This is a genomic window from Nostoc sp. CCY 9925, from assembly GCF_963920935.1.
GTDB lineage: Bacteria > Cyanobacteriota > Cyanobacteriia > Cyanobacteriales > Nostocaceae > Nostoc.
In genome coordinates this window covers 73301-90884 of sequence record NZ_CAWUDO010000010.1, presented here as the reverse complement: position 1 = coordinate 90884, position 17584 = coordinate 73301, and the positions used below count along the sequence as shown (strand labels likewise).

Annotated in this window: 15 protein-coding genes; 7 read left to right on the top strand and 8 right to left on the bottom strand. The window is 40.6% G+C overall.

Going from position 1 to position 17584, the window contains the following annotated elements; translation table 11 throughout:
* Positions 1-17: 17 nt before the first annotated feature.
* The 3 genes from ACM0OY_RS08085 to ACM0OY_RS08075 all read left to right on the top strand — a co-directional run bounded on the left by ACM0OY_RS08085 (position 18) and on the right by ACM0OY_RS08075 (position 2844).
* Positions 18-1391 (top strand): MATE family efflux transporter, encoded by a 1374-nt coding sequence (locus tag ACM0OY_RS08085; protein WP_414568341.1) that lies wholly within the window; start codon positions 18-20, stop codon positions 1389-1391.
* A 113-nt stretch (positions 1392-1504) separates the two neighbouring features.
* Complete coding sequence (locus ACM0OY_RS08080; protein WP_414568340.1) at positions 1505-1729, top strand: MbtH family protein; 225 nt, start codon at positions 1505-1507, stop codon at positions 1727-1729.
* 227 nt (positions 1730-1956) lie between these two features.
* Positions 1957-2844, top strand: a complete 888-nt coding sequence (locus ACM0OY_RS08075; protein WP_414568339.1) for an oxidoreductase — start codon at positions 1957-1959, stop codon at positions 2842-2844.
* 481 nt (positions 2845-3325) lie between these two features.
* Here ACM0OY_RS08075 and ACM0OY_RS08070 read toward each other — a convergent pair whose 3' ends face one another.
* The 3 genes from ACM0OY_RS08070 to sat all read right to left on the bottom strand — a co-directional run bounded on the left by ACM0OY_RS08070 (position 3326) and on the right by sat (position 7648).
* Entirely contained in the window at positions 3326-3808 is a 483-nt protein-coding gene (locus tag ACM0OY_RS08070) for a TerB family tellurite resistance protein (RefSeq protein WP_414568338.1), read from the bottom strand.
* A 327-nt stretch (positions 3809-4135) separates the two neighbouring features.
* The gene (locus ACM0OY_RS08065) at positions 4136-6298 is read right to left on the bottom strand and encodes a caspase family protein (RefSeq protein WP_414568337.1); all 2163 of its coding nucleotides are present in this window, start codon (positions 6296-6298) and stop codon (positions 4136-4138) included.
* A 171-nt stretch (positions 6299-6469) separates the two neighbouring features.
* The gene (sat, locus tag ACM0OY_RS08060; protein WP_414568336.1) at positions 6470-7648 is read right to left on the bottom strand and encodes a sulfate adenylyltransferase; all 1179 of its coding nucleotides are present in this window, start codon (positions 7646-7648) and stop codon (positions 6470-6472) included.
* A gap of 81 nt (positions 7649-7729) precedes the next feature.
* On the opposite strand from sat, the gene ACM0OY_RS08055 reads away from it, so the two are divergent.
* Together ACM0OY_RS08055 and ACM0OY_RS08050 are read left to right on the top strand one after the other, a co-directional pair.
* Positions 7730-7978: a hypothetical protein gene (locus tag ACM0OY_RS08055; RefSeq protein WP_414568335.1), complete on the top strand. Its 249-nt coding sequence runs from the start codon at positions 7730-7732 to the stop codon at positions 7976-7978.
* Positions 7979-8000: 22 nt separating this feature from the next.
* Entirely contained in the window at positions 8001-8462 is a 462-nt protein-coding gene (locus tag ACM0OY_RS08050) for a tetratricopeptide repeat protein (RefSeq protein WP_414568334.1), read from the top strand.
* A gap of 345 nt (positions 8463-8807) precedes the next feature.
* Here ACM0OY_RS08050 and ACM0OY_RS08045 read toward each other — a convergent pair whose 3' ends face one another.
* The 4 genes from ACM0OY_RS08045 to ACM0OY_RS08030 form a co-directional block, all read right to left on the bottom strand.
* Positions 8808-10208: a cytochrome c biogenesis protein gene (locus ACM0OY_RS08045; protein WP_414568333.1), complete on the bottom strand. Its 1401-nt coding sequence runs from the start codon at positions 10206-10208 to the stop codon at positions 8808-8810.
* Positions 10209-10378: 170 nt separating this feature from the next.
* Complete coding sequence (locus ACM0OY_RS08040; RefSeq protein ID WP_414568332.1) at positions 10379-11119, bottom strand: cytochrome c biogenesis protein CcdA; 741 nt, start codon at positions 11117-11119, stop codon at positions 10379-10381.
* A gap of 375 nt (positions 11120-11494) precedes the next feature.
* A complete protein-coding gene (locus ACM0OY_RS08035) occupies positions 11495-12058 on the bottom strand; it encodes a pentapeptide repeat-containing protein (protein WP_414568331.1) in 564 nt (187 codons plus the stop codon).
* A gap of 409 nt (positions 12059-12467) precedes the next feature.
* The gene (locus ACM0OY_RS08030; RefSeq protein WP_414568330.1) at positions 12468-14201 is read right to left on the bottom strand and encodes a protein kinase domain-containing protein; all 1734 of its coding nucleotides are present in this window, start codon (positions 14199-14201) and stop codon (positions 12468-12470) included.
* A 290-nt stretch (positions 14202-14491) separates the two neighbouring features.
* Between ACM0OY_RS08030 and ACM0OY_RS08025 the strand changes: the two genes are divergently transcribed.
* The gene (locus tag ACM0OY_RS08025; protein WP_414568329.1) at positions 14492-14800 is read left to right on the top strand and encodes a papain fold toxin domain-containing protein; all 309 of its coding nucleotides are present in this window, start codon (positions 14492-14494) and stop codon (positions 14798-14800) included.
* 101 nt (positions 14801-14901) lie between these two features.
* Positions 14902-15249, top strand: a complete 348-nt coding sequence (locus tag ACM0OY_RS08020) for a hypothetical protein (protein ID WP_414568328.1) — start codon at positions 14902-14904, stop codon at positions 15247-15249.
* A gap of 164 nt (positions 15250-15413) precedes the next feature.
* On the opposite strand, the gene dnaG is transcribed toward ACM0OY_RS08020, so the two are convergent.
* Positions 15414-17327, bottom strand: a complete 1914-nt coding sequence (gene dnaG / locus ACM0OY_RS08015) for a DNA primase (RefSeq protein ID WP_414568327.1) — start codon at positions 17325-17327, stop codon at positions 15414-15416.
* Positions 17328-17584: the final 257 nt, after the last annotated feature.

Genomic DNA, 17584 nt, shown 5'->3' with positions numbered 1-17584 from the left:
AAATACGAAATTAAAAGATGACTGTACAAAAACAATCTCAAATCACTAATGAAATTCTTGATGGTAACCTTCTTAAACTAATCTTCAAGTTATCAATTCCTAGTACTCTGGGAATACTGATGCTGAGTTTAAACACTTTTATTGATGCTTTATTTGCAGGAAGATTTATTGGTGAAAGTGCTTTAGCTGGCATCTCATTAGCACTGCCAATTTTAGCTATAACAAATGGATTTGCTTTTTGTATTGGAGTGGGTTCTGCTTCTGTTTTGAGTCGAGCTATTGGTTCTGGAGATGTTAAAACTCAGTCTAAAATATTTGGTACTTTAATAGTTATGAGTGCTGTAATTTCACTCTTAATTACTATTATTGGTTATAAGTTTGGCAAAGAATTAATTTTCTTAATGGGAGGAACTGGTGAAGTTGCTTTAGAAGGCGTAAAATATTTTAATACTTATATCATAGGTTCAGTATTTTTGATTTTAGCAGAAGCTTGTAGAAATCTGATAAGATCAGAAGGGGAGATTAAATTAACTTCAATATTTGATTGGCTTTTTGTTATTGTTAATATTGTATTAAATTATATATTTATTAGTGTATTTCATTGGGGAACTCAAGGGATTGCTCTGGCTACAGTTATGGCAATGGTTGTTTATAGTATTGCTAATTTAGGTTATTTTATTGTTGGTAAAAGTTCTATCCCTGTTAATTTTAAAAATATGGCGATCGCCATAGACTTAATCCCCGCAATCTTATCAGTTGGCATATCAGAACTTTTTTCTCCGTTTACCATATTACTACAAGATTTCGTAGTCTTTAATTCAATTTCTAACTATGGAACAAATACTGATATTGCTTTCTTTGGAGCAGCGGGAAAAATAATCTCAATTATATTTATTCCTATTTTTGGTTTTTCCCAAGCATTACAACCTATAATTGGTATGAATTATGGCGCACAAAATTACGGAAGGATAAAAAAAGCATATTTAACTTTTGCAACTATTGGAACTATTTTATTAGTATTAATTTGGCTTCCCTTACAATTATTTCCCAGAACATTTTTAGAAATAATTCTGCCAGATGTTAGATTTGTAGAAGGCGATCTGCTAAATTTTAGGCTTCTCAACATACTAATGCCAATATGGCCTTTAGCACACTTTAGTAATACTCTTTTTATATCTATAGGCAAAGGTAAAACTGTATTAGTAGTAATTTTGTTAAAAAGCATAATCTTGACTGTGCCAATGGTTCTATTCTTTTCAAGATTTGCAGGTGTCAGAGGCATATATTCTGGTATGCTTTTTGCAGATATCGTGTTTATGTTAGTTGTATTAATATTAACAATTTTAGAATTTAAATCTTTAAGTTCTCTTAAATTAGAAGCGAGAAAATAGTAATATTAATTAATAGTAAAAAATGAAGTTTTTATCTACCTTTGATTAAGCTTCATTGATTAACTTATTACCAGAGTATAAACAACCATTAATTAATTATCAACAGGTGAATCATGTATCAAGATGATAAAGAAGACACAACAATTTACAAAGTTGTAGTTAATCATGAAGAACAATATTCCATTTGGCCATCTGACCGTGAAAACCCTATTGGTTGGAAAGACGCTGGTAAAAATGGTTTGAAGCAAGAGTGTCTAGATTACATCAAAGAAGTCTGGACTGACATGAGGCCGCTTAGTCTCCGGAAAAAGATGCAGGAAACATCTGGCAACATCTAGTAATACCAATTCTGTATGAAGATGCGCCATATATAAGGAACGAACCGCAAAGGGCGCATTCGCGCAGCGTCTCGTTAGAGAAGGACACAAAGAAAGAAAGAAAGAAAGAAGGAAGGAAGCCAAGAGAATTTGGCGCAGCCTCACAAAGAAATGGTATTACACAAAATTCAATTTTTAATTCTGTGTGGCTGACTCATGAATTGTTTTGTTAAAAATGGAGATTTGTTATGGTCACATCCTCAACGATTAAGAGACGAGTATGGTTTATTACTGGTAGTTCAAAAGGCTTGGGTCGAGCATTAGCAGAAACTGTGTTAAAGCAGGGTGAGACTGTAATCCTAACTGCAAGAAATCCAGAGTTGATACAAGATTTAGCAGCAAGCTTTCCAGAACATACATTGGCGGTGCAACTTGATGTCACGAAACCTGAAGAAGTAGAACAAGCAGTAAAACAGGCAATTGCCAAATTTGGACGCATTGATATACTTGTTAATAATGCTGGATATGGAATTTTAGGGGCAATAGAAGAAGTCAGTAATGAAGGAGTTCGCCGTCAGTTTGAAACAAACTTTTTTGGTATTTTAGAAGTGCTACGGACGGTACTACCTTATATGCGCCAGCAAGGTAGTGGACACATAGTTAATATTTCATCGGTAGGTGGATTTGTGGGCTATGCCGGTACAGGAATTTATAATGGTACTAAATTTGCAATAGAAGGTATTTCTGAAGCATTAGCTCAGGAAGTTACACCTCTGGGTATCAAAATCACAATAGTAGAACCTGGTGCATTTCGTACAGATTTTGTCACGCGTTCTCTTGTTATAGCTGATAGCGAAATCAAGGACTATGAAGCAGCGATTGGTGAAATGCGTCAAGGTGCGCGAGATATATTAGATAATAAATTGGAATTTAAGGAACCAGGCGATCCCAAGAAAGCAGCTTTGGCAATTATTAAAGCAGTTAATAGCGATAATCCGCCACTGAGATTGGCGTTAGGAGAAGATGCTATTTATGCTATTAATGCCAAACTGGAGTCGGTGAAAACAGAACTAGATGCTTGGAAAGAAGTGTCTGTAAATACTGCTTTTGATGAAGTTGTGGGTCGTTCCACTTAATTGAATTCAACTGGCTTTGAAAATAGGCTTGACTGTTGGCTATTGACTGCTCAAAGAATTATGTTGAGTAGTAGCTGAAGAATTGACATTTTTGATATCTGAAGTGCTTGCCACGGATCAAAACCTTTTAGATAACTGTGATAAACTGCAAATATCAATCCCAAAACTGCAATCAAAGCAATAGGCAAAATTATTAAAATCCAAGACTTGGGTAAATTTGTCTAACGTTTAGCCCAAATTATCAGATTCAAAATTAGGCGTTGCAAAATCATGGAATAATTTAGTTCCATTTGAAGGACTTTTCAAAGGTTTAATCGCCAAACCATGCCGTATTTATACAACGCCAAAAATGGTCACCCCATACACTTTGCTTTAATTCCAAGTTATTACTTCTAAATCTTCTTAATTTTTTAAGAAGCAAATAAGCAAATTTTGAATTGTTTAGCGTTGGAGTTGAATATAGTTACTTAGATGTAGATTACTAATAAGGGCTTTTCTCAGGATATAGCAGCTTAACACGCTTTTGCCGTAATGCTAATTCTTCTTGGTGTAGTTGCTCTAACTGCTCTACTATCTCTTCTTTAACTCCTATAATAGAAGCCATTTGCCGAATTTTTTTCTTTTCCTGTCCATGAAGTTCTCCATCAGCAGCAGAAGCTCTAATTGCTGTGAGAAGTAAATCTCTTTGTGCTATGGACACTTGAGGAGAGCGAGCAATGACTTCTTCTATATCTTCATCTGCTTCGTATGCTTTTAGCTCTTCAATTACCCAGTTTGCTACTCCCCAGGACGCACAGAATCCAATAGCCCAATCTTTTTCTTTCTTTGAAAGAACTCCATCTCCTTTAGCGCAACATAAAACTGATTTCATGTAAATGCAACAATCTTCATCTGTAGGGATCTCGCTAAAGCCAAAGAACCAATTAAATATCCAAGATTGACCAAGTTTTTTGATGTCAGACATGAGTTTTCCTTCTATTTACTAATTTTTGTATCTCTATTACAGGTGGAATTACCCTGAGATATTCTCACTACTAGAGCAAAAACACAAGGACAGTTAAGACAGTTAAGAAATATTTTTTGGACAGTTAAGACAGTTAACAAAAAAATGTCTTAGTTTGAAAATATTTTCTAAAAATGATTGATATTCAACATCTATTAACCAACTATTAAAATAATTATCCCAATATAAAGTCCAGTTGGTTAGATTGATAAATAAATCCGCTGTTTCACAAGATAGTCAGACCATTAGCAGTCATCAGTCAACACTCGCTGTTTGCCCCATCTGCATTCACACAACCTGAAAAGTAAAACTCAAACTTGCCCAATTATTCACATCCAAGATATATGAGTCGGCTGCTGTACCATTCATCTCAGTTTTGACGAAGCTGGCGTTATGCAAATCTTGGAGCAAGGCTTGGACAACATCTAACGATTTCAACAATGGGGCAATTGGATGCTCGTCAGGTGTGGGATAATTTGCAGTGTTCAAAACGGCGAGAGTTGCATTGAAGGGAGCAGTACTAAAAATTAGTTGTTGTTCCGAAAAGAAGGCTGGGCCTGGAATTACCCATTCAGAACCAGCATTAGTTTGGGGTAAGGTGAGGGTTTCACCTGGGGCGATGACAACTTCTCGAAAAAGCGGTTTATTGTCCGTAGTGTTTGGTTCTTGTGGAGTTTCCCAAGAGTAAAAGGCAGTTGCTGTCTGATTATTTTTTAAACCTAGCAAAATTAAGTATACTGGGCGATCGCTCTGATTTTCCAGCCGATATTGCATTCGGCTACCGATAGGGACAGTGGGAGTGGGTGCAGACGCGATTAATCGTGATTTGGTAGAGACGCGATTAATCGCGTCTGTGGGGAGTGATTTTTCAGAAATCTCAGTTCGCAGTGTTTGGCGTTGCATTAACGCCTGAGATGATATATCGCTAATTGTCTCTAGGGTTGCTTTGATGGCTAGGCGCGAAGAACCTTCATTTTCTGTGAGTCGCCATAATTTGGCTGCTAGCAAGGTGGATAATTTCGGCGCTAACCGTAGTACTGCGACTTTTACTGCTTCGCCAACTTCGCCTGCGGTGTTGAGAATTAACTCGCCATCGAGAGTAAATAGTCCATACCGACTAGGTGTTTGCTGGAGCTTACCAAATATATAATCAGCTGGTTGTTCCCCCGCTACTACGGTGGACATATGAGCAATAGCCGCAAAGCCACTTGTGGCATCTACTCGTTCAATTCTTTCGAGTCGAGTATCCAGAGCAATTATTAAATTAATATTTTTTGGTAAAACGCGGACTGCTTCTTGGACAAGTTGCCCTACTTGCGCCGGAGTTGCACCTTCAATTTTGAAAAATTGAGCTTTTGCTGTTAACCCACTACGCGATCGCAATACCAATTGCTCTGTTGTTGGTAGAGTCAATCGAGAATTCACTCCGTAGTATAGCAGCACTTGGGGGGGTAATCCTGCCAACCACAGCTGCACTGTTTTGCCGTCTTCTTCAATGGCTCTCACCACGCCCTCTGCACCAATGTTACTGTCTGGCAGCAAATTCTCAACCAGTAACGCTTCCTGTTGATTTTTCTGTGTACTGTTTAAATCTAGTTGCTGTTTACTACCCAATTTGTACAGAGAATTTTCCACATGAGAAAGAGCGACTTGAATTTTGGTGGCTGGTGTAGCTTCCCATAAATACTGAGTCAAGGCGTAAGTAAATAACCCGGCACTAAAACCAGAAAAGACTGCTTCCCTAGCTGACTGCTTGGAACTTGAAGTAGTTGTTAATACAGTAGGAGTGCTGCGTGATTTTTGAGTTTTCAGTTCTTTGAGAAAATCGAGTTCCTCTGCTATCAGCTTGGCTTCTGGTGACTCCTGGAGGACGCGAGCTTTTAATCCGATGATTGAGCTAGGAGCAGAATAACTAGTATCCAATACTGCTGTGACTCTGTTTGTAGGGAGCGATCGCAATAATAATAGTAAAGTTTCTTCTAATAAATAATTGACTATTGTTTCATTTTGTGCAATTTGACTTTCATTAGCTGACACCAGAGCATTTTGCATTGTATCTGGCGATGTTTCCAATTTGACACGGCTGCCATAGCCGCTAAAGTGGAATACCACCACATCACCAGCTTGAGCTTGCTTGCCCAGGTGGTCTAAAAAAGCCGCCTCAATGAATTCCCTGCTAGCTTGTTCCTCAGTTAAGGTGAGAATATCTGAACTTTGGAAGCCAAAGCGATGAATCAAAAGTTCTCTTTGCAGTTCCACATCAGTGAGGCAACCACTGAGGGCTGGAATTTTGGGGTATTGGTTAATACCTATTAATAATGCCAACTTGCGCGGACTGGGTTGTGCCAAAGCGTAGTAGTAGCGGTTTCCCAAAGTCAACCACTCAGCTTCAGTTAGCCCCAATACGGCAAGTATTGAGCCAATTCTGTTTAAAAACGTGCGCCGTTTCATAATTAGCCATCAGTTCTCAGCCTACCAGCTAGCAGCTTAAAGGTTTGAGGTCTGTAGTGTAAAGGGGGAGTGGGGAAGGCAGGGAAAAGGTTAAAGGGAAAAGGAATAAATTTAATCTTTCCCCTTTCCCCCTTACCCCTTTCCCTTCCCCCATGCCCAATGCCCAATGCCCTAAACCGACACCTCTATCCGCATTGCCCGCGCCAACTCGGCGGCTACTTCTGGGCGGGAAAATTCTGGTGGAGGTAATTCACCGCGTCGCAGCATCTCCCTAACTTTGGTTCCAGATAAGTGAACGCGTTCTTCTGGTTTGCTGGGACTGGTTTTAGTCGTTGCCATCTGCTTGGTACGGGTGCAGTAGAAGGCGTGTTCAAATTTCATGGGCACAATGCCTAATTCAGCTGGCTCAAATTCATCAAAGATGTATTGAGCATCGTAAGTGCCATAATAATCACCAACGCCAGCATGATCGCGACCGACGATAAAGTGGGTGCAGCCGTAGTTTTTGCGGACTAGGGCATGGAATATGGCTTCACGAGGACCAGCATAACGCATTGCTGCGGGATTAATTGCCAAAATTACGCGATCACTAGGATAGTAGTGTTCTAGCAAAATTTCATAGCAGCGCATCCGCACGTCGGCGGCAATATCATCATCTTTGGTTGCGCCAACTAATGGATGCAAAAACAGAGCATCTACTGTTTCTAAGGCACACTTTTGGATATATTCGTGGGCGCGGTGGATGGGGTTGCGAGTTTGGAAACCGACAATGGTTTTCCAGCCATTTTCGCGGAAGATTTGCCGTGAGGCTGCGGGATCTATTTGGTAAGTGGGAAACTGGGAATGGGATTCGCGTTGCAATAGCCAGATATCACCAGCCAGATGTACTGAACCTTGGTTATATAGTACCTGCACACCAGGATGATTTGCATCATCAGTGCGGTAGACATTAATTGCCTCGCGGGTTTTGTCGTAGTGATATTTTTGCGTGAGTTCCAAAACTCCAACAAACCGCCCTGCGGGGTTATCTAGGCGAATCAAGCTACCTTCTTTGAGAGGGGAAGCTACTTCTTCGGCTACCGATAGTGTAATTGGTATTGACCAGACAAGACCGTTAGCTAGTCGCATTTCTGTTACAGTGCGATCGTAGTCTTCCTGGTTCATAAAACCTGTGAGTGGACTAAAACCACCGATCGCTATCATTTCTAAATCAGAAACGGCGCGATCGTCAAGCTGCACTCGCGGCAAAAAGTCAGCTTTTGAGAGAAATTCTTCTCTTTGTTCTGGTGTGGCGATACGGTTAACCAACTGTCCACCGTGCGGGGCAATGGCATCTGGATGGTGACTCAACGTAATCCCCTCTTGTGATAACTGCTATTGTTTCGGACTATGTACTAACTTACCAAATGGTGGGACAAAAGAAATGGGGCAATGGGTAATGGGCAAGGGGCAAGCGGCAAGGGGCAAGCGGCAAGCGGCAATGGGCAATGGGCAAATACCAAAATTGGCTATGATAATCAAGGCATGGCAGGAAATTGGAAGATGAACAAATCTTTACTAGAAAAGTTTCGCAAAGCGTATCAGGATTTGGAATTATTCCCTTTGATTACAGCGAGACAGATTGAAGCGTTTCGAGTCGATGTTGCTAATGAAACCATTGCCCGCTTAGAGGTTGTTTGAAAAGTGTCAGCTTGAGCCTTAAATGCAACTCAGAGAAGCGATCGCAAGTCCCAGAACCCTCATTATCTCGTTCAACTTCTCGATAGCCAGAGTAGTCAAACATACGTTAGATGACTTTTCAAACATCCTCTTACAACGCTACGAAAGCGCTTTGCAATTCTACCGCGACATTGGCGATCGCTTGGGGGAAGCTAACGTTCTACAAGAATTCGGTAAGTTACAAGAAAACCCCACAACAGCACTTGACTATCTCCAGCAAGCACAAAACCTCTACATCCAAATTGGAGATATCTACAGTCAAAGTCGTAATCTATTATTTATTGCCGATGTCCAGTTAAAGATGGGAGACTCAAACGCCGCAGTTAATTCCTTAAATGATGCGGCTGAACTCGCCACCATCATTAACTATGCACCATTCCAAGAATACGCCCAAACTCGCATCGCCGAAATCAACTCATCACCCGCACCAACAAACGGAATCTAAAGAGAAACTCATCCAATTTATCCAACAGCCTTGGGTAAAGTTCGCGCTTTGTTTTTTAGTTGGCTTAATTGCTTTTGTACTGCTGCGGCGCTAAGTCTTAAAATTACTAACTAATATCTTTGAGAAAGGGGTATATTTGCCGACAGCTTTTCCATTATTTATATAATACCCTGTCAACTGTTAAGAAGTCAACAGTTTTTTTGCTTGCATTCAAAATTAATCAACAAAGGTTATTGCGAAAATTATTAATTTATTGACAAATTATGCTTTTATCAATGAAACAGATGTGTTTGTTCATGAAAGACAAAAGACGCGATGAATCGCGTCTCTACAAATAAATGGCAATTAAACTTGAATTGCTATTCCTTTATCTTCATTGTTTGGCTGTGAACTCAGTTGGTCTAAAATTTCTAAAACTTCTTGTTCAAAAGCGACTTGGGCGCGATTAGTTTTACCACCAACATACAAGCGATCGCCTTTTTGTAATGCCCAAATTTGGGAGTGCGAAAAGTAACTCATCACCACACCCAACATTAATAAACCAAACCCTGAATAAACAATTGGTATACCTGGATCGGCTTTAATTTGTAAACCTGTGCTGCCAATTACCTCTATTATTTTCAATTTCACGCCATTGACTTGGGCAGACATCCCAGCGCGTACAGTATTAATTAGCTTACCAGTGGCATCATAAATTAATACCATTCCTTGCAAATCTTTGGCTAGCACCGAGACACCCTCACTCAAATCCGGTTTAATAGGAATCCAAGTACCCCAAATTGCACCTTGACCGTTGGTGTTCAACTTGACCATTGGTAGCTGGAAAATTGGGCTGTTATTAAATTGGACGCGAACAGCTGCAATTCCCCAATCAGTTTGGTAGAAAGTTACGCCATGATAACGCAGAGGTTGGTTGACGAAAATCTTTTTGTGGTCAACTTCTTCCCCTTGATTATTTAAAACAGATAAATCTGAATAAAATTGATCGATGCCTCCAGTTGGAGTGTAATCAATCCAAAAACGATTAACTCGCACAGACCAATCTTTCGGCACTTGGTCTACTGCGAAAGGGCCAGCGTCTATAACATTTTTCACCTGAAATGTATCGCCACTGGCAACCATTTCCTGGGCAAGAAATCCGGTCATTGCTCCCCAAATTCCCCCTAGCAAAATAGTCACGATGCCAATATGAACGATAATTGGGCCAATACGTCCGACTATTCCCTTACGGGCATATAAAAGATTTTCTTTTTCTGGATCTGAAAAAATTTTATAGCGACGCTTCTGCAATATTTGGTTAAGAGAACTCAAAGAACCAGTATCTAATTCTGCACTTAAAGCTAGTTTTTTAAATTGCCGTGGTTCTTCGTAATATTTCCAGCGTTGGGCTGCTTTTAAGGCTGGTAACTGACGGGTAAAAGAACAAGCAGTTAAGCTAGTACCAAATAAAATGAGTAATGCTAAAAACCACCAAGTACGATATACATGGTCTAAGCCAACTACTTGAATTACTTTCCAAGTTAAGAAACCAAACAATGCTGGATGTTCTGGATAGTTAGCTTGGTAAAATCCAGGAGACTGGCCTTGCTCAATTACAGTACCGGTAGCGCTAAAGATGGCAATCAATAGTAATAGTGCGATCGCCAGTCGTAAATCTGTCAGTACAGGCAAAAACTCCCGGCGTAAATACTGCCCAGGTACAGCCCACCAACTAATTTTTTTGGAAGTCGAATCTTCTAAAGTCACGTCGCTTCGCTCCGAATTCAAAATTCAAAATTCAAAATTCAAAATTAATAATCCCCATCAATAAATTTAGGGGCCTATATCCTTTCCGTTTTCAGTCATTACTCAGATGGGTTAATCAGTGTACATTCTTCTGAATCCTGAATTGTGACTCCTGAATTCTGATTCCTGACTTAAAAACTACCAAGAGGAATTCGAGAAATTAAAGAAAATACACCGAATCCTACTAATAGCGCCCCACTCACCGGGTTAATCCAACCAGACCAGCGGCGTAGTTCTAGCAACTTTTTAATTGAAGCAGTGAAAGTACCTGCTAAAATCAATGGTGCTACATAGCCGGCTGTATAAGAAAGTAGTAAAACAGCGCCTAAAATTAAGTCTTGTGTGTTAGCAATCCAACCAAGCAAGCTAGCTAAAACAGGCGTGCTACAAGGAGATGCAACTAAGCCAAAAGTCAGTCCCAGCAAATAGGAACGCAACCCTGCTGGCAAATCTTGGGAAATCCAATTGGTTTCACCCAAGGATGGAAATTGCAAAGGTAGTGCTTCCAATAAGTTCAGCCCCATGAGAATGGCGATGATGCTCACAATGATTGGTAAACCAATTCCTACTTGACCGTAGACTTTTCCCACTAAACCTGCTAATATCCCTAATCCTGCGAGAGTAGTTGCTAATCCCAGAGCAAACCAAGTTGATTGGACAACGCCTTGCAGACGGCTTTTGGCTTCATAACCGCCGATGTAACCAATGGTAATTGGCAGCATAGAAAGCATACAAGGCGTCAGGCTGGTGAGTAAGCCAGCTACAAAGATGACACCAACACTCACCACACTAATGTGCGTCAATTGATGAGAAACAAGGGTGTTGGCAAATTGTTCTAATTCGTAAAGTCGGGTTTCCAAAGTCTCAAGCATGGAGTGTTCCTAAGCGTGAAATGCTTACTCTGCTTGAATTTTAGCTTAACTTTAGCCATTTCGCCGCCAATAAAGGCGGTAGTGTACACAGATGGAGAAACACGATCTTATAGGAATTCAAAATTCAAAATTCAAAATTCAAAATTAACAAAGCCTGATTTTACAAGGTTTTCTGAGTTTTGATCTGTCGCATAATTTTAGTGAAATGGTATTGCTCAAAAAGCGATCGCCCAAACCAGTGGAGGATAATATACCCTACACTCCACGTTTTTTTGCTATTTAAACAGATGTAGAGACGTTGCAATGCAACGTCTCTACGTCTTTTTTGTGGGTAAACCAAAGGTCTTACCCCCCATTGAGTCCCCTACAAACCAGTTATTTTCCGTAGCAGGTTGTACCTGGAGTTTCTTCGGGTTTGAACTTGTTACATTCTCTGTTGTTTGGACGCTCTAACGACCAACTATAGGATTTGTCAGAGGTAACCACGCCATTATTCAAAATTGTTAGTCGGTAATTTGCCGCCCGAAAATTAGTAAACAGCAATTTGGCATCCTTTAAGTTTGCTGCTTCTAAATTAGCGCTCATGAAACCTGCATAGGACAAATCAGCTTGTTCTAAGGATGCTGATTTCAAGTTTGCACCCGTTAAAGAAGCACCAGTGAGATTCGCCGAATTGAGAATTGCACCTTCTAAATTTGCACCTGTGAGATCGGCATTTGTGAGATTAACTTGAGATAATGTCGCACCACTCAAGTTAGCCCCCCGCAAAATGGCTCCAGTTAGATTCAGTTGAGTTAGGTCAGCACCACTCAAATCGCACCTGGGACAAGCATTTGTCGCCTTCAACTGCTCCAAGTCTTGCACGTTTGATGCAAAAGTCTGCCCTGCAAAGCCAAAACTAGCTAACAGGGAGACGGTGGCGACAATCTTAAGTTTCATATTCGTTACAGATATTTACAAAAATGACAAGTAATGTACACTTAGTACTGTCATAATTACATATAGAACCTGCCAAGTGAATACCAGGAATGAAGTATTGATTAAGAAGCGATGAATATACTATAAATTCTTGCGGTAGGACTACTCAAACTCAAATCTAGGCTATACAATCGAGTCGTAAGGAACTATACCGAATCATTTATAGACTACCACATATGTGATCCCCCTAGCTCGATGAAAAATACGACTAGGGGGATCTTGTTTTTAGGAGTATTGGGCATGGGGGCAGGGGGCATGGGGCATGGGGGCAGGGGAAAAGGTTAAAGGGAAAAGGGAAAAGGAATAAATTTAATCTTTCCCCTTTCCCCCTTACCCCTTTCCCTTTCCCCATTCCTATGCCCCATACCATTTACCTCCACCCCAAAAAACGTAACCCAGGGACAATTAGGTAAAAACTCACGCCCAACCAAAAGCTGAGAAACCAGCCTACAGAACCAAAAAAAATCAGAGGCTTGTATAACTCTGACCAGCCTGGTTGACTGGAAAATTCCAACATTGGAGGTGCTAAGTTCAAAAGAATCAAAGTTGCATAGGCGATCGCACTGCCAAAGGCAGCGAACACAGCGTACACTATATGATGGCTGCGAAGTCCTAAACTGAGGGTGAGTAGGGAAACTCCGACTAAAATCACTGTTACTAAGCCCTCGCCGCTGTTTTTTGGTGCGATCAATTGCAAAATCAACCAGCCGAAGCCATAGCTAATCATCCCCATCAACGATGCTACTAAAAATCGCCGCCGTTGACCAAAACACCCAGATACTGTCAGTCCCCATGCGGTTCCCCAACCCGCAGCCACAAAGACCAAAATATCTGCGCCAAAGTTGGGTTGAGTATTGGGAACTAATTGGTTAACCTGAATCAAAATAAATTCCACAATCCGAGGCCCCAAGCTTGTGCGATAGGCCAAAATAAAACCAGCGATCGCACCAAAACAAGCGCCAATAGTAGTTAACATTATTGCCCAAATTGTTGCCAAACAAGCTCGCAAAATTTTCAGGATTGTCTGAACAATAAAAATAATGGTTTGATTTACACCTTGGCCAAATTGAGCTAAAGCTTGTTCAGCAGCTTGTGTTAGCTGTGTCAATTTCTGGGAGGCTTGGGTTGAGGTTTGTTTCAGGTTATCCCGCAGTTGGGATAATAACCCCGGCGATGGTAATGGGTGAGAAATCTTTGTGAGACGTTTTTGAATCATTGGTGCATTTAGCGGACGCGATCGCACATCTTCCTGCACCATCTCATCTAGCAAGTCTGCTAACTCCGGCTTGACATTGACTTGGGTTCGCCAGCGCAACTCGCCAGTTTGCTGGTCTTCTAAATCTGGCGGATACTTGCCCGTTAGTAGTTCAATCATCGTTCGACCAAGGGCATAAAAATCGGCACCGGGCCCCACAATCCCTCCAGTCACCTGTTCTGGTGGACTGTAGCCAGAAGAAAATAATCGGGTGGAACTAGACCGGGAACCCAGTTTTGAAGGGCTAACTTGTTTTGCTCCGCCAAAATCAATTAATACGAGGCGATCGCTTTTTGGTTCCCCTCCAAAGGTATCCAGCATCAAATTAGAAGGTTTGATATCTCGGTGAATAATTTGACGTTTATGTAATTCTTGTAAAATCTCTACAGCTTGGGCGAACCAGTTTAAAACCAAATCCTCTGGACACCCTTGCGGATATTTTTTTAATATTTCCTCTAAAGTCTGCCCATTGATTTTTTCCATTACCAGACAGGGCAGTTGATGTGGTTTGGGATTGAACAAATTTACCTGAAAATAACCGTCAGCATCAACTCTGGGCACACCAGGATGCTGTAATCTAGATAAAACCTCCGCCTCTTGGGTAAACAATTCCAGCGCTTTTGGTGAATCTTCAACCAACACTTTCAGCACTTTCTCGGCTTGAGTTTTTTCATCCCAAACCGTGTAAATTTGAGCAAACCCTCCCGAACCCAACTGCTGAATTGGAACATAGCGGTCTAACAACTGTAGCGGTGCGCCACAACTGTTGCAAAATTTGTTTCCCCAAGGCTGAGGATAAGGACGTTGACAATCAGGATTTATGCAGTGAACCTTAGAAAAACTGTACATCAACGCTTTTGGGCATAATAAATGCAAAGATTCTCGTTTAATGCTCAAATACCCTACTTTTAGCATTGTAAGTATAAATTATTGATATATTTTTATACTCAATAACTATACTCAACCAATGCTTACCCTCTGAGGGAAAGGAGAATAAAAGCTTATATCTATCTTAAATGGTAGAAGTTGTCCATGCTCATCAATAGCTACCATGACTCAACCTCTCCTTAAATTTAGTGGGTAGTGTGTTAAACTATCTACCGTCATATTGAGCTATAGCAATAGGGATTAGTAATGAGATGGAGCAGTTATGCTCTAATGATGAGTTAAGTAAAGAAATTACACAAATAGCGAATCGTTTTAAGTTATTTGAGTGTGTTGATTGCGCTGAAGCTATTAAAGAGTTTTTAACTCAAAGAAGAGTCCCAGGAAAACATATTAAACTGTATACAGGGAAAACCAAAGGCAAGTATGGCAATATTTACCATGATGGTCTTCAACGTAATATTGCTACAAACGGTCGCCATCAGGGGATTTTGATTAAAATTAAAGGACAAGAAATTGTGTTTGATAATATTCACCATGAAGGCATTCCTAGAGAATATTAGATGGCAAATCTTTATTGTCTAGCAATGGATTTAGGTGGTAGCTTTGAGGTAACAGAGATTGACTTTTAAATAAGTTTTGGACTTTTATCTTGAGGTCGGATATGTCTAATTTATATGAGATGCTACAAAAAATTAAACAAAGGCCTGCTTTATATTTAGGAAAGCGTTCTTTGAGCCATCTGCAAGTTTTTTTAGATGCATACACATTTGCTCGCCGTGAGTTGGGAATAGAAGTAACAGAGCAAGAACGAGAATTTGAAGATTTTCAAGAATGGGTAGAGCGAAGATTTAATCAGCCCGATACTCAATCTTGGAGTCGAATTATTTTGTTTTATTCTGAAGATGAAAGTGAAGCTTTGGATAAATTTTTTGAATTATTTCAAGATTTTTTACAGCACAACAATAGTTCAGGAGTTAATGAAATAGCTCATGTAAAATCTGGAGTTTGAAACAATAGCTACCATGAGTTTAAGTAGAATGGCGCAAAAAAACCAAAGTATGTAACGGAAAGTAAAGTTGCTCAAAAAGCTTTTCCCTTCTGCCTCCTGCCTTGTCATAACGACAATTTTCAACACCGACCTACTTAATTGCTTTGACTTATTAGTAAACATCGCTACAACAATTCTGTGATCGAAAATAGCCGTTGTCTGTCTATTTTTTGAAGTTTGAGTTTTTCGGCATAAAAAGCCTGATAATAGGATTGATATTTTTCTGGTTCGGTTTCGGGATCGGTTTGCTGCCAGAGTTCCAAAAAGTGGCGATAGCGTTTTTCCAGCATTACCAAATCCATGCAAGCGATCGCAGCTTGAACCACCTGCGGAGTCCGAAGTATTTCTTTCTTCGTTTTCTCGTTCAAATGAAATAGATGCGATACTAATCCCAGGTCTTCTGATAATTCTAAATATTTATTTTGCAGAGTTGAAATTAAATCTTCTTGTTCCACCGTTGTTTCTAAAATCTGCCGCCACAATAATCGATGGTGGGAAAGGCTAAATTGCAAATCCCGTTCTTCTAGTTCGTCAATAATTACTTGACGCTGTTCGGGACAATGTAAGTAAATTCGCAGCAATAATGCTTCTGCATGTTCTAAAAGGCTGCGTTCTGTTGGGGGTGGGGAAAGTTTTTCACTACCTCCCCATGCTTTTTTCGCTGATACTGGTTTGGAATATGTAGGCGCAGGAGGAGCAATTTGAGTTAGTAAATTTTCGACTCGTAAAGGTATAAGTCTGGTATCGCCTAAACTGAGTATTTCTGCACAATAAGAAACATAATAATTTCGGGTGTCGCTGTTAGCTATATTTTTGAGTAATTTAACTATTTGCTGAGTTACTTGTTGAAAATCGGCAGCTTGTTTTAAGTCACGGTTTTGAAGAATTTGTTGAATTTGCCAGTCTAACCAAAGGGGGGCATTAGCTAACAATTCTGCATAATCTTCTGGTGTTTGCTCGCGCAAGTATTCATCAGCATCTTTGCCATTGGGTAGATTGAGAATTTTTAGCTGAACTTCGCCTTTATATGCTAGTTCGGCAATTTCACTGATCGCCCTTTCGGCTGCATTGGTTCCGGCTTTATCAGCGTCAAAGTTGAGTACTAGTTGTTTCGATTCGCTGTAACGTAATACTAGCCGCACCTGTTCTAAACTTAAGGCTGTACCAAGGGAGGCGACGGCGTTGTTAATTCCAGCAGCGTGGAGAGCGATCGCATCAAAATAACCCTCCACCACCACCGCCCGATCGAGTTGGGAAATTCCGGTTTTGGCGCGATCGAGGGCAAATAATGTTTTACCTTTACTAAAAAGTTCGGTTTCTGGTGAATTTAAATATTTTGGTTGTTCGTCAGTCAGGGTTCTACCGCCAAAAGCGATGACGCGTCCTTGGACATCGCGGATGGGAATCATTAAGCGATCGCGGAACACATCATAATAACCGCCGCCTTCTTTCCGTGGTTTAATTAATCCTGCTTTTTCCACCAGCTGCACTGGATAACGTTTGTCTTCCACCAAGTAGCGATACAGAGTTTCCCAACCTGCGGGCGCATAACCCAAACCAAACTGCTGTATGGTTTCTTCTTGAAGTCTGCGGTTAGATTGCAAATATTCAATTGCCTTTTGCCCTTGGGATTGTCTGAGGGCGTGTTGATAAAACTGTGCCGCAGAAGCCAGAACTTCATATAATTGTTCGCGCAAAGACAGCTGACGCTGTAATTCTTGGCGTTGTTCGGGTTCTAAGGTTTGTACAGGTACTTGATAACGCCGTGCTAAATCCAGCACTACCTCAGCAAAAGAACGCTTTCCCAAATCCATGACAAACTTGATCGCATTTCCCCCAGCTTGACAGCCGAAGCAATAATACATTTGCTTAGTTTGGCTAACAGTGAAGCTGGGAGATTTTTCATCATGAAAGGGGCACAACCCGACAAAATCTTTCCCTCGCTTACGTAAAACTACGTATTCCGAGACAACATCGACAATATCAGCTCGTAGTTTAACTTCTTCAATTGTGTCTGGGTGTAAGCGGGGGATTTGCATAGGATTGGGGATTGGGCATAGGGCATGGGGCATTGGGGATTGGGCAAAGGGTATTGGGCAAAGGGCAAAGGGCAAAGGGCAAAGGGCAAAAGAAAGATCCCTCCTTTTCCCTTTAACCTTTCCCCTTTTCCCTTGGCGAAGCCATCTCCCTACTCCCTTCTCATATCAACTTTGGAGAAATAACAAAGGACAAATGACTTTCGACTTCTGATAGCTATTATATTGTTGTTGCGAAGCCACCAATTATGTCTAAAATT

What these genes read in the sequence shown, in the direction of transcription:
- ACM0OY_RS08025 (WP_414568329.1), top strand. Translation starts at nt 14,492, where the DNA reads ATGGAGCAGTTATGCTCTAATGATGAGTTAAGTAAAGAAATTACACAA.
- dnaG (WP_414568327.1), bottom strand. Translation starts at nt 17,327, where the DNA reads ATGCAAATCCCCCGCTTACACCCAGACACAATTGAAGAAGTTAAACTA.
- ACM0OY_RS08080 (WP_414568340.1), top strand. Translation starts at nt 1,505, where the DNA reads ATGTATCAAGATGATAAAGAAGACACAACAATTTACAAAGTTGTAGTT.
- ACM0OY_RS08050 (WP_414568334.1), top strand. Translation starts at nt 8,001, where the DNA reads ATGCAACTCAGAGAAGCGATCGCAAGTCCCAGAACCCTCATTATCTCG.
- ACM0OY_RS08030 (WP_414568330.1), bottom strand. Translation starts at nt 14,201, where the DNA reads ATGTACAGTTTTTCTAAGGTTCACTGCATAAATCCTGATTGTCAACGT.
- ACM0OY_RS08055 (WP_414568335.1), top strand. Translation starts at nt 7,730, where the DNA reads ATGGGTAATGGGCAAGGGGCAAGCGGCAAGGGGCAAGCGGCAAGCGGC.
- ACM0OY_RS08020 (WP_414568328.1), top strand. Translation starts at nt 14,902, where the DNA reads ATGTCTAATTTATATGAGATGCTACAAAAAATTAAACAAAGGCCTGCT.
- ACM0OY_RS08040 (WP_414568332.1), bottom strand. Translation starts at nt 11,119, where the DNA reads ATGCTTGAGACTTTGGAAACCCGACTTTACGAATTAGAACAATTTGCC.
- ACM0OY_RS08065 (WP_414568337.1), bottom strand. Translation starts at nt 6,298, where the DNA reads ATGAAACGGCGCACGTTTTTAAACAGAATTGGCTCAATACTTGCCGTA.
- ACM0OY_RS08035 (WP_414568331.1), bottom strand. Translation starts at nt 12,058, where the DNA reads ATGAAACTTAAGATTGTCGCCACCGTCTCCCTGTTAGCTAGTTTTGGC.
- ACM0OY_RS08085 (WP_414568341.1), top strand. Translation starts at nt 18, where the DNA reads ATGACTGTACAAAAACAATCTCAAATCACTAATGAAATTCTTGATGGT.
- ACM0OY_RS08070 (WP_414568338.1), bottom strand. Translation starts at nt 3,808, where the DNA reads ATGTCTGACATCAAAAAACTTGGTCAATCTTGGATATTTAATTGGTTC.
- ACM0OY_RS08075 (WP_414568339.1), top strand. Translation starts at nt 1,957, where the DNA reads ATGGTCACATCCTCAACGATTAAGAGACGAGTATGGTTTATTACTGGT.